This is a genomic window from Massilia forsythiae (assembly GCF_012849555.1).
In the GTDB taxonomy this organism is placed as follows: Bacteria; Pseudomonadota; Gammaproteobacteria; order Burkholderiales; family Burkholderiaceae_D; genus Telluria; species Telluria forsythiae.
Genome location: NZ_CP051685.1, coordinates 5,495,321 through 5,508,523 on the forward strand (window position 1 = coordinate 5,495,321; position 13,203 = coordinate 5,508,523).

The window sequence follows — 13,203 nt, forward strand, 5'->3', positions numbered from 1 at the left end:
ACAGGGCGGCATTATCCCAGCCGCGCGCCGGTTTGTCCCGGTTTTGTCGAAGAAATATCGGCAGAAGCGCCGCCGCAAAGCGGCGCCGTGTCCACGCCCGCGTCCTGCGCCTGCCCTTGCTGCAGCGCGCGCGCCAGGATCGCCGCGCAGTCGGCGGACGAAGGCAGGCGGCCGAAGGCGCCTCCCGGCGGGACACCGATGCGCGAGGCCACGAAGGCATCGGCGACGTAGTCCGGCGCATGGCGCAGCAGCAGGCCGGCCTGCACCGCCAGCACCAGTTCCTCGGCCAGGCGCCGCGCCCCGGACTCGTCCGGCGGCGCCTCCAGGCTCGCCAGCAGGCGCGCGCAAAAGGCGTCGAAACGGGCGTCGCGCCCCTGTGCCGGCGCCAGCTCGGCGGCCAGCGCCGCGCGCACGCGCGCCTCCTTGCCCAGCACGCGCAGCAGGTCCAGGCACATCACGTTGCCGGAACCCTCCCAGATCGAATTCACCGGCGCTTCGCGGTACAGGCGCGCCAGCGACCCCTCTTCCACGTAGCCGTTCCCGCCCATGACTTCCATCGCTTCGGCGCAGAAGGCCGGGGCGCGCTTGCAGATCCAGTACTTGCCGGCCGGGGTCAGCAGGCGCGCCAGCAGCGCCCCGTCCGGATCGGCCGCGGCGCCGGCCGCATCGGCAGCCCGGGCCGCGTCGAAGCAGCGCGCCAGGCGCAGCGCGAACGCGCCGGCGGCTTCCGATTCCAGCGCCAGGTCGGCCAGCACGTTCATCATCAGCGGCTGCGCGGCCAGCGCGCGTCCGAACGCCTGGCGGCCGCGCGCATGGTGCAGTGCGTGGCACAGCGCGGCGCGCATGATGGCGGCGCTGCCCAGCACGCAATCCAGGCGCGTGTGGGCGCCCATTTCCAGGATGGTCGGGACGCCGCGCCCCTCGGCGCCGATCATCCAGCCGAGCGCATCGCAGAACTCGACCTCGGACGAGGCGTTCGAGCGGTTGCCGAGCTTGTCCTTGAGGCGCTGCACGCGCACCGGATTGCGGCTGCCGTCGGGCAGGAAGCGCGGCACGAAGAAGCACGACAGCCCGCCGCCCGGCCGCCCGCCCCCGCCATCGTCGCCTCCGGTCTGCGCCAGGATCAGGTGGGCATCGGCCTGCGGTACCGAGAAGAACCACTTGTGGCCGACGATGGTCCAGGCATCCGTGCCCTCCTCGCCGAAGCGCCGGCGCCCTTCCTGCGGATCGAGCGGCGTCGCGCGCGTGCTGTTGGCGCGCACGTCGCTGCCGCCCTGCTTTTCGGTCATGCCCATGCCGACCAGGGCGCCGCACTTGCGCTCGACTGGCAGCGAGCGCGGATCGTAGCTGCGCGACAGGATGTGCGGCAGCCAGCGCGCGGCCAGGCGCGGGTGGCGGCGCAGCGCCGGCACCGCGGCATAGGTCATCGTGACCGGACACTGGGTGCCGTTTTCCACCTGGCCGAACAGCAGGTAGGCGGCGGCGCGCGCCACCTGGGCGCCCGGGCGCGGTGCTTCCCAAGGCAAGGAGTGGGCGCCATGCTCGACCAGCATGCGCATCAGGGTATGCCAGGCCGGATGGCATTCGAGCTCGTCGATGCGGCGGCCGCCGCGGTCGAACTGCAGCAGGCGCGGCGGGTTGGCGTTGGCGACGCGCCCCAGCTCCAGCACCTCGGCGGCGCCGAGCAGCGCGCCGAGCCGGTCCAGCCACGACATGGCCCAGGCGGCGCCCTCGCGCAGCACGCCTTCGCGCAAGGCAGGGTCGCAGGCGAACAGGTTGACGTCGGCGAACGGCGGCGCCTGGTTCAGTACGGCATGGGTGTCGAAACGGTTCATGCGGGTCTCCTCCGGAAAGTCGAAAAAAACCGACAGTACGTTGCAATCAAGCATCATTAATTTCGCACAAATGTTTCCTACTTACACTACATCAGCGACAATGACCGGCGCGGGTCGCCATCGCCTTATCGGTGAGACAACGAGCCTAGCCCAAACGGGCATGCCGGACAAGCACGTCCATGCGCAGCCGCTGCCGCTGCCGATGCCTGCGACGCGTCAAGCGCGTGGACCGATGGCGCGCCGGATTGTACTTTTTAGTTCCTGTAGGAATCTTTCAGTGATACATTGTTTGTTGTTCTGGACCAGGCGCGCCGTTCCGCCCCCGCGGCAGCGCCCGACATATTGAGAAAGCAGGAAAGCGGACAGCCGACGATGCGCCCTTCTTTAACCGCCGTACCGGATCAGGATCCGCGCCGCGAACCCGGCCAGGCCAGCAGCCTGGACCCGTTCATGGAAGCGCTGGGCGACGTCGCCCTGCGCCTCGACGCATCCGGCCTGGTGCGTGCTGCCAGCCAGCGCACGCTGCGCCTGCTGGGCGCGCCGGTGGCGGCGGGCACGCCGCTGGCGGCGCTGGCGCTCGATGTCGACCAGGCGGCGCTGCGCAACGCGGTGGTCGACGCCAATGCGCGCGCCGAGCCGGTCACGGTCGAGGCGCGCCTGCGCTGCGGCGAACGCGACACCTGGTTCGAGCTGCGCATCACGCCGATCCCGGCTTGCACGCCGGCGCAGCCGGCGGACGCCCACGAACTGCTGGCCGTGGGACGCGACATGAGCGCCCAGCGCGCCACCGAGCAGCACCTGCGCCACCTGGCGACCCACGACGCCCTGACCGAACTGCCGAACCGGCTGCTGCTGTCCGACCGCATCCGCATGGTGATCGCCAACGCGCGCCGCTCGGGCCAGGGGTTCAGCATCGCCAGCATCGGCCTGGACGGCTTCAAGAAGGTCAACGACGGCCTCGGCCACCCGGTCGGCGACGCCGTGCTGCGGGTCGCCGCCGCGCGCCTGCGCAAGACCCTGCGCGACAGCGACACGCTGGCGCGCGTCGGCGGCGACGAATTCGTGGCGGTCCTGCCCGGCACCGCCACGCCCGAACAGATCAAGCTGGTCAGCGGGCGCCTGATGGCGGCGCTGCAGTCGCCGTTCGAAGTCGACAGCCACACCATCTACCTGGGCGCCTCGGTGGGCGTGTCGATCTATCCGGAACACGCCGAGGATGAGGTGCGCCTGGTGGCGCTGGCCGATACCGCCATGGGCCGCGCCAAGGAAACCGGCAAGGGCCGCACCGTGGTCTACAGCGTGCGCGAGAGCAGTCCGCCGCAGCACGACATCTCGCTCGAGGCGGCCATGTTCCACGCGGTGCGCGAAGGCGAGTTCCTGCTCTACTACCAGCCGATCGTGGCGGCGCGCACGCGCCAGATCGAAGGCTTCGAGACGCTGATGCGCTGGAAGCACCCGACCCTCGGCATGGTGCCGCCGGTGCGCTTCATCCCGATCGCCGAGACCAACGGCCTGATCAACATGCTGGGCGCATGGGCGCTGAAGGCGGCCTGCGTGCAGCTGCGCCAGTTCGAGGACATCGCCAGGCGTCCGCTGTACATCTCGGTCAACATCAGTCCGCGCCAGTTCCGCAGCGACCGCTTCCTGGACGTGCTGGACGACGCCCTGGCGTTTTCCGGCACGCCCGGCGAGCGCCTGGTGCTGGAGATCACCGAAGGCACGCTGATGGTCGATCCCGTGCATGCCGAGGCGATCCTGGGCAAGATGGCCGAGCGCCGCGCGCGCATCGCCATCGACGATTTCGGCACCGGCTATTCCTCGCTGGCGTACCTGAAGCGCTTCCCGATCTCGGTGCTGAAGATCGACCGCGCCTTCATCAAGGATTTGCCGGCCGCGGAAAAGGACGGCGCCATCTGCAACGCGGTGCTCGACCTGGCCAAGCACCTCGACCTGTCGGTGGTGGCCGAAGGCGTCGAGACCGAAGAACAACTCGAGTACGTCGCCTCGCGCGGGTGCGACTACGTGCAGGGCTACCTGACCGGCAAGCCGATGCCGGCGCACGTGGCCATGGCGGCGCTCAAGGAAAACCTGTACGCGGAACTGCTGCCGGACGAACTACGCGCAGGCATACTATGAACCAGACCCCGACCTACCCGCGTTCGCCCAAGGCCGACGCCACCCTCGCCCTGCTGTGGGAGCGCATCCGCCGGCGCGGCGACATGCCCGGATTCACGCGCGCCATCAACGCCATCCTGGCCTCGATGCGCGGCGAGGACGAGCGCGATTTCTCGATGACGCAAACCGTGCTGTCGGACCCGGTGCTGACCCAGAAGGTGCTGCGCCTGGCCAACAGCGGCATGTACTCGGCCTTCGGCCAGCGCGTCAACACCGTCTCCAAGGCGCTGCTGGTGCTGGGCACCGAGGCGATCGGCCACCTGGCGCTGGGCCTCAAGCTGATCGAGGAACTGGGCAAGTCGACGCCGGATTCGCTGCAGGCGCACATCGAGATGGAAAAGGCGGTGCTGGCCGGGATGGTGGCGCAGCAGGTGGCCCTGGCGTCCGCCAGCCGCGACCCGGAGGAAGCCGTGGTGTGCTCGATCCTGCACTCGCTGGGGCGGATGATGGTCACCTTCTACCTGCCCGAGCAATGGGCCGGGCTGCAGCAGGCAGACAGCGGCGCCGACGCGGCCGCCGCCGACAGGCTCGGCCTGTCGCTGGAACAGATCGGGCGCGCCACCGCCGAGCACTGGGGCTTGCCGCGCAACCTGATCGCCGGCATGCACAGCATCGAGCCGGGCGAACGCGGCGAGGGCTTCGGCCACGACGACTGGCTGGCCGCGCTCGGCACCATGTCGACGCGCTGCGCCGAATCGCTGTGGAACGACGACGAGGCCGGCGCCGAACGGGTGCGCGAGCTGGCGGCCGGGTTCGCGCCGCTGCTGGGCGTGGCGCCGGACGGCATCCTGGGCGCGGTGGAAAAGGCCAGGCTGGAGGCGGCGGCCGACCTGTCGATCGCGCCGCTGGCGCAGTCGTCCGAAAAGCGCGCCCTGGAAACGAAAAACGGCGCGGCGCGCCTGCGCGAGGCCGGCAACAAGATCCTGGCCGACGGCGTGGCCGACATGCGTGACGCCGCCGCCGGCGCCACCCCGGGCCAGATGATGTCGATGGCCCTCGAGACCGCCTACCGCGGGCTGTCGTTCACGCGCGCCTTCGGCTTCCTGCGCAACCGCCGCGACGGCAGGTACAGCGCGCGCATCGGCCTGGGCGAGGGCGCCAAGGCGATGCTGCCCCGGCTGACGTTCGGCGACGCCTTCCAGTCCGACGTGTTCTTCGCGGCACTCGGCAGCGACCACGTGATCTTCATCGAGAACGCGCGCGACCCCAAGTTCGCCGCCAAGCTGCCGGGCTGGTGGAAAGGCACGCTGGCCGAGGGGCGCTGCTTCGTCATCATCCCGCTGTGTACGCACGGCGAGCCGGTCGGCTTCCTGTACGGCGACTGGGACGAAAGCTTCCCGTCGGTGTTTCTGAACCAGGCCGAGTTCGCCCTGCTGAACGAGCTGCGCGCGCTGGTGGTGGGGACGGTGGACAGGCGCCAGGCGGCGGAGACGGCGCAGGTGCGCAGCTAGCGGCTTGCAGGTTCGCCGCACACCCCGTACAGCGGCACCGTCGTCCCCGGCCTGGGCGGCCCCCTTGGCGGGGACCCATGCTGAATTACCAGAATCGCCGTCCAAAAAAATCCCGTGGCGACTCAAGAGTGACGAGTCCCGATGCGATGCATGGGTCCCCGCCTCCGCGGGGACGACGGGATACCAGGCCGGCTTAGGGCACCTGCCCCGCCAGCTTCGGCGTTTCCACCCGCACATCCCCGCACTGCGCCCGGTGCATCAGCGCATGGTCGATCAGCACCAGCGCCAGCATCGCTTCCGCGATCGGCGTGGCGCGGATGCCGACGCAGGGGTCGTGGCGGCCGAAGGTCTCGACCGCGACCGGGTTGCCGTCCTTGTCGATCGAGCGGCGCGGCGTGCGGATCGACGAGGTCGGCTTGATCGCGATCGACACCGTGATGTCCTGCCCGGTCGAGATCCCGCCCAGCACGCCGCCGGCGTGGTTGCCGACGAAGCCCGCGGGCGTCAGTTCGTCGCCGTGCTCGGAACCCTTCTGCGCCACCGCGGCGAAGCCGGCGCCGATCTCCACCCCCTTCACCGCGTTGATGCCCATCATGGCGTAGGCGATGTCGGCGTCCAGCTTGTCGTACAAGGGCTGGCCCAGGCCGACCGGCACGTTCTTCGCCACCACGTCGATGCGCGCGCCGATCGAGTCGCCGGCGCGGCGCAGCGCGTCCATCGCGGTTTCCATGCGCGCCAGCAGGGCGGCATCGGCACTCGCCGCGAAGAACGGATTGGCGTGCACGTGCTCCCAGCCTTCGAACGGCACGTCGATGTCGCCCAGCTGGCGCATGCAGGCCATGAACTCGGTGCCGAAGCGCTCGCGCAGCCATTTCTTGGCGATGGCGCCGGCGCCCACCACCGGCGCCGTCAGGCGCGCCGAGGAACGGCCGCCGCCGCGCGGGTCGCGCACGCCGTACTTGTGCCAGTAGGTATAGTCGGCATGGCCGGGACGGAAGGTCTCGGCGATGTTGCCGTAGTCCTTGCTGCGCTGGTCCTCGTTCGGGATCAGGAGCGCGATCGGGGTGCCGGTGGTGACTCCCTGGTAGACGCCGGACAGGATCTGCACACGGTCGGCTTCCTGGCGCTGGGTCACGTGGCGCGAGGTGCCGGGCTTGCGGCGGTCGAGTTCGGGCTGGATATCGGCTTCGGACAACGCCAGGCCCGGCGGGCAGCCGTCGATCACGCAGCCGATCGCGGGGCCGTGCGATTCGCCGAAGGTGGTAACGGAAAACAATTTGCCAAAGGTGTTGCCGGACATGGTTCGCAGATCTTGTTCGAATGGAATCGACGATTCTACCAGCATGCAGGGCTTTGGGGCAGGCAGCGCCGCTTATGCAACAGCGATCGCAATCAATATGTTGCTCAGAAGAATTTTATTCCTGCCGCGTACACATTGCAGATATACTAGGCTTACCTTCATTCCATGCTTTTGGAGACGCAGCACATGCTCGCACCGACCACGCCCACCGGCGCCGCGCAGCACGACGACCTGGTGTTCATCGACGAGACACCCGTTGCCTCGTCCGATGATGGGCGCGGCGCCTGGCGCGTACTGATCGTGGACGACGACGCCGACGTGCATTCGACCACGACCTTCGCGCTCGACAGCCTGGAAATGCATGGCCGCCCGCTGGCCTTCCTGCACGCGTATTCCGGCGCCGAGGCGCGCCGCCTGCTGGAGACCGAGACCGACGTCGCGGTGATCCTGCTGGACGTGGTGATGGAACAGGCCGACGCCGGCCTGCACCTGGTGCGCCACATCCGCGAGACCCTGGGCATGCACGACGTGCGCATCATCCTGCGCACCGGCCAGCCCGGCTACGCGCCCGAGATGGACGCGATCCGCGGCTACGACATCAACGATTACCGCACCAAGTCCGAACTGACGCGCACCAAGCTGTACACCAGCGTGGCGGCGGCGATCCGCGCCTACGAGCAGCTGCGTGCGCTGCACGACAGCCGCGCCGGCCTGGCGCGGGTGGTGCGCGCCAATGCCGAGCTGATGGCGCTGCATTCGGTCGCCGAACTCGGCCAGGGCATCCTGCGCGAAGCCGCCCTGCTGCTGGGCCAGCCGGCCGACGGCCTGCTGTGCTCGTGCCCGCCGGCCAGCGGTGCCGGCGAGTGGACGGTGCTGGCGGCCGGCGGCGCCTGCGCCCGGCTGGTGCACGGTGGCCTGCTCGACCCGGGCGCGAGCGGCACGCGCGCCGCCATCGCGCGCAGCCTGGCCGAGCGCCGCAACATCTACGCGCCCGAGCACCTGACCCTGTACTTCCGCGGCAAGGCGCACTGCGATTTCGCCGCCTACCTGCGCCTGGCGCGCCCGGTCGACGAGCTGCGCCGCGGCCTGCTCGACGTGTTCGCCAGCAGCATCGCGGTCGGGCTCGACAACGTGGCGCTGATGACCGACCTGCAGCGCGCCGCCTTCTACGACGCACTGACCGGCCTGCCCAACCGCACCCGCCTGGTCGAGCTGATCGACGCCAGCCTGGCCGGCGCCCACGCCGACGCCACCCTGTGCCTGATCGACATCGACCACTTCTCGGAAACCAACGACGCCCTCGGCCACCAGTTCGGCGACGCCCTGCTGGTGGCGGTGGCGGCGCGCCTGCGCGCCTGCCTGGACGTCGCCCGCGAGGCTGCCGCCGAGGGCGGGCTGGCGCTGGCGCGCATCGGCAGCGACGTGTTCTGCCTGCTGGGTGCGACGCGCGACGTCGACCCGGCCGCCCTGCAGGACCTGTTCGACGCGCCGTTCTCGATCGAGGGCCAGGACGTGCAGGTATCGGCCACGCTCGGCCTGGTGCGCCTGCCGGAACACGACGGCAGCGGCACCGACGCCCTCAAGGACGCCGACATCGCCCTCAAGCGCGCCAAGTCGCAGCGCCGCGGCGGGCATTTCTTCTTCACCCGCTGCATGGGCATCGAAACGCGCGAGCGGGTGCGCATGATGCACGCGCTGCGCGGCGGCTTCGCGCGCGGCGAACTGTTCCTGGTGTACCAGCCGCAGATCGACCTGGCGGTGCGCCGCCCGTTCGGCGCCGAGGCGCTGCTGCGCTGGCGTACTCCGGACGGCAGCCTGGTGCCGCCCGACCGCTTCATCGCCATCGCGGAATACTCGGGCCTGATCATCGAGATCGGCGAATGGGTGCTGCGCCAGGCCTGCGCCGAGCTGATGCGGGTGCGCGCGGCCGGCCACCTCGATTTCACCATGTCGATCAACGTGTCGCAGGTGCAGTTCCGCCACCCGCATTTCCTGGAGATGCTGTCGCGCGCGCTGGAAGACAGCGGCGCGCCGCCGGCCTGCATCGAGCTGGAAATCACGGAATCGGTGGCGATGGAAGAGCCGGACGTGCTGATCGAGCGGCTGGCGCAGATCAAGCGCCTGGGCGTGTCGATCGCGATCGACGACTTCGGCACCGGCTTCTCGTCGCTGTCCTACCTGCAGCGGCTGCAGGTGGACCGCCTGAAGATCGACCGCGCCTTCGTCACCGAGATCACCGGCTCGGCGCGCGGCAGCAGCATCGCCGAGATGGTGATCGAACTGGGCCGCAACCTGGGCCTGTCGATCATCGCCGAGGGCGTCGAGGACGAACGCCAGGCGCAGATCCTGCAATCGCTCGGCTGCCCGCTGGCGCAGGGCTTCCTGTTCGCGCGGCCGCTGCCTCCGGCACAATTGCTCGAATGGCTGGGCGGTACGACCGACGCACGCGCAACCTAAGCACGACGAAGAACCGTCGTCCCCGGCCTCGGCGGCCCCCTTGGCGCGGACCCATGCCGAGCAACAGAAAACGCCTGCCCGGCGTCAGTCTTCCGCAGCCTGCTCCGCCGGCCAGTCGCGGATATACGCCTTGAGCATGCGGTTCTCGAAGCTCTGCGCCTCGAGCACGGCCTTGGCCACGTCGTAGAACGAGATCACGCCCAGCAGCGTACGAGCATTCATCACCGGCAGGTAGCGCGCGTGCTTTTCCAGCATGATGCGGCGTACCTCGTTGACCTCGGTTTCGGGCGTGACGGTGATCGGCGCATCGTCCATGTGCTTGCGCACCGTGCCGGCGGGCAGCGTCGTGCCCTGGTTGGCGTGCAGCGCCTTGATCACTTCGCGGAAGGTCAGCATGCCGACCAGGTCGCCGTATTCCATCACCACCAGCGAACCGATGTCGCGCTCGGCCATCGTGGCGGCGGCGTCGGCCAGCGGCGTGTCCGGCGAGACGGTGTACAGGATATCGCCCTTGACCTGCAGGATTTCAGAAACTTTCATATTGACCACCTTAAGGAAAGCGAAACAAGCCTTGTTCAACACACAAGGGGGACTCTAGCTTATGCTTCCCGAAAAATCCAGCACTGCGCCCCGTCATGGTGCGCGAATCACGCAATATTGCCGATCCCGCCACACCGGCGTGCGTGCCGGTGTTAGCATCGCTGCCATCTTCGTTTGCGGATGAGGCATACCATGCTGTTCGACGTGCAGGGCAAGCCGGCATATGCGCGGCTGGAAGGAAGCGAGGGCAAGGGACCGGCCATCGTGCTGGTGCATGGCGCCCAGAACGACCATTCGGTGTGGACCGCGCTGGCGCAGGGCCTGGGCGCGCGCGGCCACCGGGTGCTGGCGGCCGACCTGCCGGGCCACGGGAACAGCGCCGGGCCGGCCCTGGGCAGCGTCGAGGACATGGCCGGCTGGCTGCTGGCGCTGCTCGATGCGGCCGGCATCGCCGGCCCGGACGATGGCGGCGCCGCCATCCTGGCCGGCCACAGCATGGGATCACTGGTCGCGCTGGAAGCCGCCGCCCGCGCGCCCGGCCGCGCGGCCGGCATCGTCCTGCTCGGCACCGCGTATCCGATGCGGGTGGCGGAATCGCTGCTGGCCGGCGCGCGCGACGACGAAGCGGCGGCGATCGAGATGGTGGCGCGCTGGTCGCATTCCGAATTGTCCCTGGCGCCGTCCGCGGGCGACCCGGCGTTGTCGATCGGGGACGCGGCGCGCGCCCTGATGCGGCGCCTGTCCGAGATCAACCCGGAGCGGCTGCTGTACACCGACCTGGCCGCCTGCAACGCCTATGCCGGCGGCGAACGGGCGGCAGGCGCGCTGCGTTGCCCGGCACTGCTGGTACTGGGTCGGCGCGACAAGATGACGCCGGCACGCGCCGCGGCCAGGCTGAAGGACGCCATCGCGCACGCCACGCTGCTGGAAGTGGATGCCGGCCACGCGATGATGGCGGAACGGCCGGGCGCGCTGCTGGAAGCGCTGGACGGGTTCGCGCGCAGCTGCGTCTAGGGACCGGCGCGGGCGGCGGCGGCGGTGCCCGGATCGGCCACTTCGTGTGCGAAAACAACCGCTGCGCCACCTTCGATCAGCCCCGGCATTCGCTCCGCGCCGAGGGGGTGATGTACTGGCAGATGCTGACCGGCAAACTCAGCCGCTGACGCCGGCCGCACCGGCCAGGCCCGCGCTCTCGCCGTCCTTGCCGCCATCCTGCGCGAAGTGATCGGCCAGCGTCTGGCCCAGCCCCCGCTCCACCGCCTGCTCGGCGCGCCGCGCCAGCGCCGCGGTGTCCAGCGCCAGCGGATGCGCCGATGCCGGCGCCGCGCCCGGCAAGGCTTCCAGCGGCAGCCCCGGATCGGGTTCGGGCGCGGCGCCCAGCGCGGCCGACATCGCGGCCGCGAATTGCGCCGCCTGGTCCGCCTCCGGCAAGCCTTCGGCCACGCCGCCGAACACGAACAGGCGGTAGACGTCGGCCAGGCGGATCAGGCCCGGATCGAGCAGCAGCACCCAGTTGTCGCTACCTTCGCGCGCGCCCAGGCCCCAGCGCGCCTGCACGGCGCCCTCGGCCTGCACCCGGCCCACCCAGCCGGCCGCCACCATGCGTTCCAGCAGCAGCCCCATCTCGTCGTAGCCGATGCGCGTGTGGGCGCGGATGCGGCTGCTCGGCACCAGCGCGCTGCCGGTGACGTGGGCGCTGCCGTGCAACACCTTGAGGATGGCCATCGCATCGACGAATTCGCCGCCCGGCGCCGGCTCGTACCACCAGCGCTCGTACTTGACCACCGGCAGCGCCGCAGTCAGCAGCGCGCCGACCAGCGTGATCAGCCACGACAGGTACAGCCACACCAGGAAGGTCGGCAGCGCCGCCAGCGCGCCATAGATGATGGCGTAGGTCGGGAACTGGCGGATGAAGACGGCGAAGCCGCGCTTGGCGACCTCGAAGGCGAGCGCCGCCGCCAGCCCGCCCAAGAACGCGTCGCGCCAGTCGACGGGGCGGTTCGGCACCGTCATGTACAGCAGCACGTAGAAGCCGGTGGTCAGCGCCACCGAGGCCAGCGTATAGAACAGCGCGCCCAGCAGCGGCACCGCGTCCATCAGGCCGTTGGTGGCGCTGAACAGCTGGGTCGTGATGGTCACCGAGATGCCGAAGGCGAGCGGGCCCAGCGTCACCAGCGCCCAGTACACCAGCACGCGCTGCAGCAGCGGGCGCGGCTGGCGCACGCGCCAGATCTGGTTGAGGGCGCGCTCGATGGTGAAGATCATCGCGCCCGAGGTGAACACCAGCGCCACCGCGCCCACCGCCGACAGGCCGGTCGCCTTGCTGGCGAACTGGGTCAGGTTCGCCGTGATCGTGTTGGCGATCGCCTTCGGCATCAGCATCTGCACGAAATAATTGTCCACCGCCGTGCGCAGCTTGCCGAACAGCGGGAAGGTGGTGAAGATCGCCAGCACGATGGTCAGGAGCGGCACGAGCGCCAGCACGGTGGTGAAGGTCAGGCTGCCGGCCACCTGCGGCAGCCTTTCCTCGGTCAGGCGGCGGCGCGCGAAGCGCACCAGGTCGCGCGCCTCGCCCCAGGTGAGGCCGCGCACGCGCTCGGCGCCCGCGTGGAACATGCCGCTGGTGCCGCGGGAAAGCGTGGTGACGGTTTTGGAAAGCATCGGTGATTCGGAAGCTGAACTAGGTGCAATATACCCAGAACAGTGGAGAAGAGGAAGCCGCATGACCGCGCCGGGCCATCCGATAAAAAGCCGCGCTGGTACGGCGAGACGAATGCAACGCCGCCATGGGGCCTGTGTTAGCGGCTCTAAAGCGTCCTATAATACCAACGATGAACCCAACCGATCCGATCATCCTTGTTTTATATTATTCGCGGCATGGCAAGACGCGCCGGCTGGCCGAGCTGATCGCCCAGGGCGTGGAAAGCGTTCCCGGCGCGGAGGCGCGGCTGCGCACGGTGCCGGCCGTGTCGACGGTGGCGGAAGCGACCGAGCCCGACATCCCGCGCGCCGGCGCGCCCTACGTCGAACCGGAAGACCTGGCGGAATGCGCCGGACTGGCGCTGGGTTCGCCGACGCGCTTCGGCAACATGGCGGCGGCGCTGAAGTACTTCCTCGACGGCACCTCGGCGCAATGGCTGTCGGGTACGCTGGCGGGCAAGCCGGCGGTGGTGTTCACCTCCACCGGCAGCCTGCACGGCGGCCAGGAAGCGACGCTGCTGTCGATGATGATTCCGCTGCTGCACCACGGCATGCTGGTGATGGGCCTGCCCTACACCCGGCCGGAACTGATGACGACCGCGAGCGGCGGCAGTCCCTACGGCGCGACCCATTGGGCCGGCGTGGACAACGACCGCGCGGTGACCGAAGACGAGAAGCGGCTGGCGATCGCGCTCGGGCGGCGCCTGGCGCTCGCGGCCGGCAAATTGCAGGGGATGGAATGAGC

10 protein-coding genes are annotated in these 13,203 nt (G+C 69.8%); 6 read left to right on the forward strand and 4 right to left on the reverse strand.

Going from position 1 to position 13,203, the window contains the following annotated elements; translation table 11 throughout:
• Positions 1-11: 11 nt before the first annotated feature.
• Positions 12-1,835: an isovaleryl-CoA dehydrogenase gene (locus HH212_RS23055; protein ID WP_170204627.1), complete on the reverse strand. Its 1,824-nt coding sequence runs from the start codon at positions 1,833-1,835 to the stop codon at positions 12-14.
• A gap of 372 nt (positions 1,836-2,207) precedes the next feature.
• Here HH212_RS23055 and HH212_RS23060 point away from each other — a divergent pair, with 372 nt between their 5' ends.
• Together HH212_RS23060 and HH212_RS23065 are read left to right on the forward strand one after the other, a co-directional pair.
• Positions 2,208-3,971: a putative bifunctional diguanylate cyclase/phosphodiesterase gene (locus HH212_RS23060; protein WP_370663888.1), complete on the forward strand. Its 1,764-nt coding sequence runs from the start codon at positions 2,208-2,210 to the stop codon at positions 3,969-3,971.
• Positions 3,968-5,461: an HDOD domain-containing protein gene (locus HH212_RS23065; RefSeq protein ID WP_229217421.1), complete on the forward strand. Its 1,494-nt coding sequence runs from the start codon at positions 3,968-3,970 to the stop codon at positions 5,459-5,461. Before HH212_RS23060 ends, HH212_RS23065 begins: the two co-directional genes overlap by 4 nt.
• Before the next feature lie 193 nt (positions 5,462-5,654).
• Here HH212_RS23065 and aroC read toward each other — a convergent pair whose 3' ends face one another.
• Positions 5,655-6,761: a chorismate synthase gene (aroC, locus tag HH212_RS23070; protein WP_170204628.1), complete on the reverse strand. Its 1,107-nt coding sequence runs from the start codon at positions 6,759-6,761 to the stop codon at positions 5,655-5,657.
• A 186-nt stretch (positions 6,762-6,947) separates the two neighbouring features.
• Between aroC and HH212_RS23075 the strand changes: the two genes are divergently transcribed.
• Complete coding sequence (locus HH212_RS23075) at positions 6,948-9,218, forward strand: EAL domain-containing response regulator (protein WP_170204629.1); 2,271 nt, start codon at positions 6,948-6,950, stop codon at positions 9,216-9,218.
• An 84-nt stretch (positions 9,219-9,302) separates the two neighbouring features.
• Here HH212_RS23075 and HH212_RS23080 read toward each other — a convergent pair whose 3' ends face one another.
• A complete protein-coding gene (locus HH212_RS23080) occupies positions 9,303-9,758 on the reverse strand; it encodes a CBS domain-containing protein (protein ID WP_170204630.1) in 456 nt (151 codons plus the stop codon).
• Between the two features lie 192 nt (positions 9,759-9,950).
• Here HH212_RS23080 and HH212_RS23085 point away from each other — a divergent pair, with 192 nt between their 5' ends.
• Both HH212_RS23085 and HH212_RS23090 read left to right on the forward strand, forming a co-directional pair.
• The gene (locus HH212_RS23085; RefSeq protein WP_170204631.1) at positions 9,951-10,772 is read left to right on the forward strand and encodes an alpha/beta fold hydrolase; all 822 of its coding nucleotides are present in this window, start codon (positions 9,951-9,953) and stop codon (positions 10,770-10,772) included.
• A gap of 32 nt (positions 10,773-10,804) precedes the next feature.
• A complete protein-coding gene (locus tag HH212_RS23090; RefSeq protein ID WP_255487021.1) occupies positions 10,805-10,921 on the forward strand; it encodes an Mpo1-like protein in 117 nt (38 codons plus the stop codon).
• On the opposite strand, the gene HH212_RS23095 is transcribed toward HH212_RS23090, so the two are convergent.
• Complete coding sequence (locus tag HH212_RS23095; RefSeq protein ID WP_229217423.1) at positions 10,911-12,419, reverse strand: YihY family inner membrane protein; 1,509 nt, start codon at positions 12,417-12,419, stop codon at positions 10,911-10,913. The two genes, HH212_RS23090 and HH212_RS23095, sit on opposite strands and share 11 nt — an antisense overlap.
• Positions 12,420-12,589: 170 nt before the next feature.
• Here HH212_RS23095 and wrbA point away from each other — a divergent pair, with 170 nt between their 5' ends.
• On the forward strand, positions 12,590-13,201 hold the full coding sequence (gene wrbA / locus HH212_RS23100; RefSeq protein WP_170204632.1) for an NAD(P)H:quinone oxidoreductase: 612 nt from the start codon (positions 12,590-12,592) through the stop codon (positions 13,199-13,201).
• Positions 13,202-13,203: the final 2 nt, after the last annotated feature.

Coding starts and splice junctions, on each gene's coding strand:
- HH212_RS23065 (WP_229217421.1), top strand. CDS start 3,968: ATGAACCAGACCCCGACCTACCCGCGTTCGCCCAAGGCCGACGCCACC.
- HH212_RS23055 (WP_170204627.1), bottom strand. CDS start 1,835: ATGAACCGTTTCGACACCCATGCCGTACTGAACCAGGCGCCGCCGTTC.
- HH212_RS23075 (WP_170204629.1), top strand. CDS start 6,948: ATGCTCGCACCGACCACGCCCACCGGCGCCGCGCAGCACGACGACCTG.
- HH212_RS23085 (WP_170204631.1), top strand. CDS start 9,951: ATGCTGTTCGACGTGCAGGGCAAGCCGGCATATGCGCGGCTGGAAGGA.
- wrbA (WP_170204632.1), top strand. CDS start 12,590: ATGAACCCAACCGATCCGATCATCCTTGTTTTATATTATTCGCGGCAT.
- aroC (WP_170204628.1), bottom strand. CDS start 6,761: ATGTCCGGCAACACCTTTGGCAAATTGTTTTCCGTTACCACCTTCGGC.
- HH212_RS23080 (WP_170204630.1), bottom strand. CDS start 9,758: ATGAAAGTTTCTGAAATCCTGCAGGTCAAGGGCGATATCCTGTACACC.
- HH212_RS23095 (WP_229217423.1), bottom strand. CDS start 12,419: ATGCTTTCCAAAACCGTCACCACGCTTTCCCGCGGCACCAGCGGCATG.
- HH212_RS23060 (WP_370663888.1), top strand. CDS start 2,208: ATGCGCCCTTCTTTAACCGCCGTACCGGATCAGGATCCGCGCCGCGAA.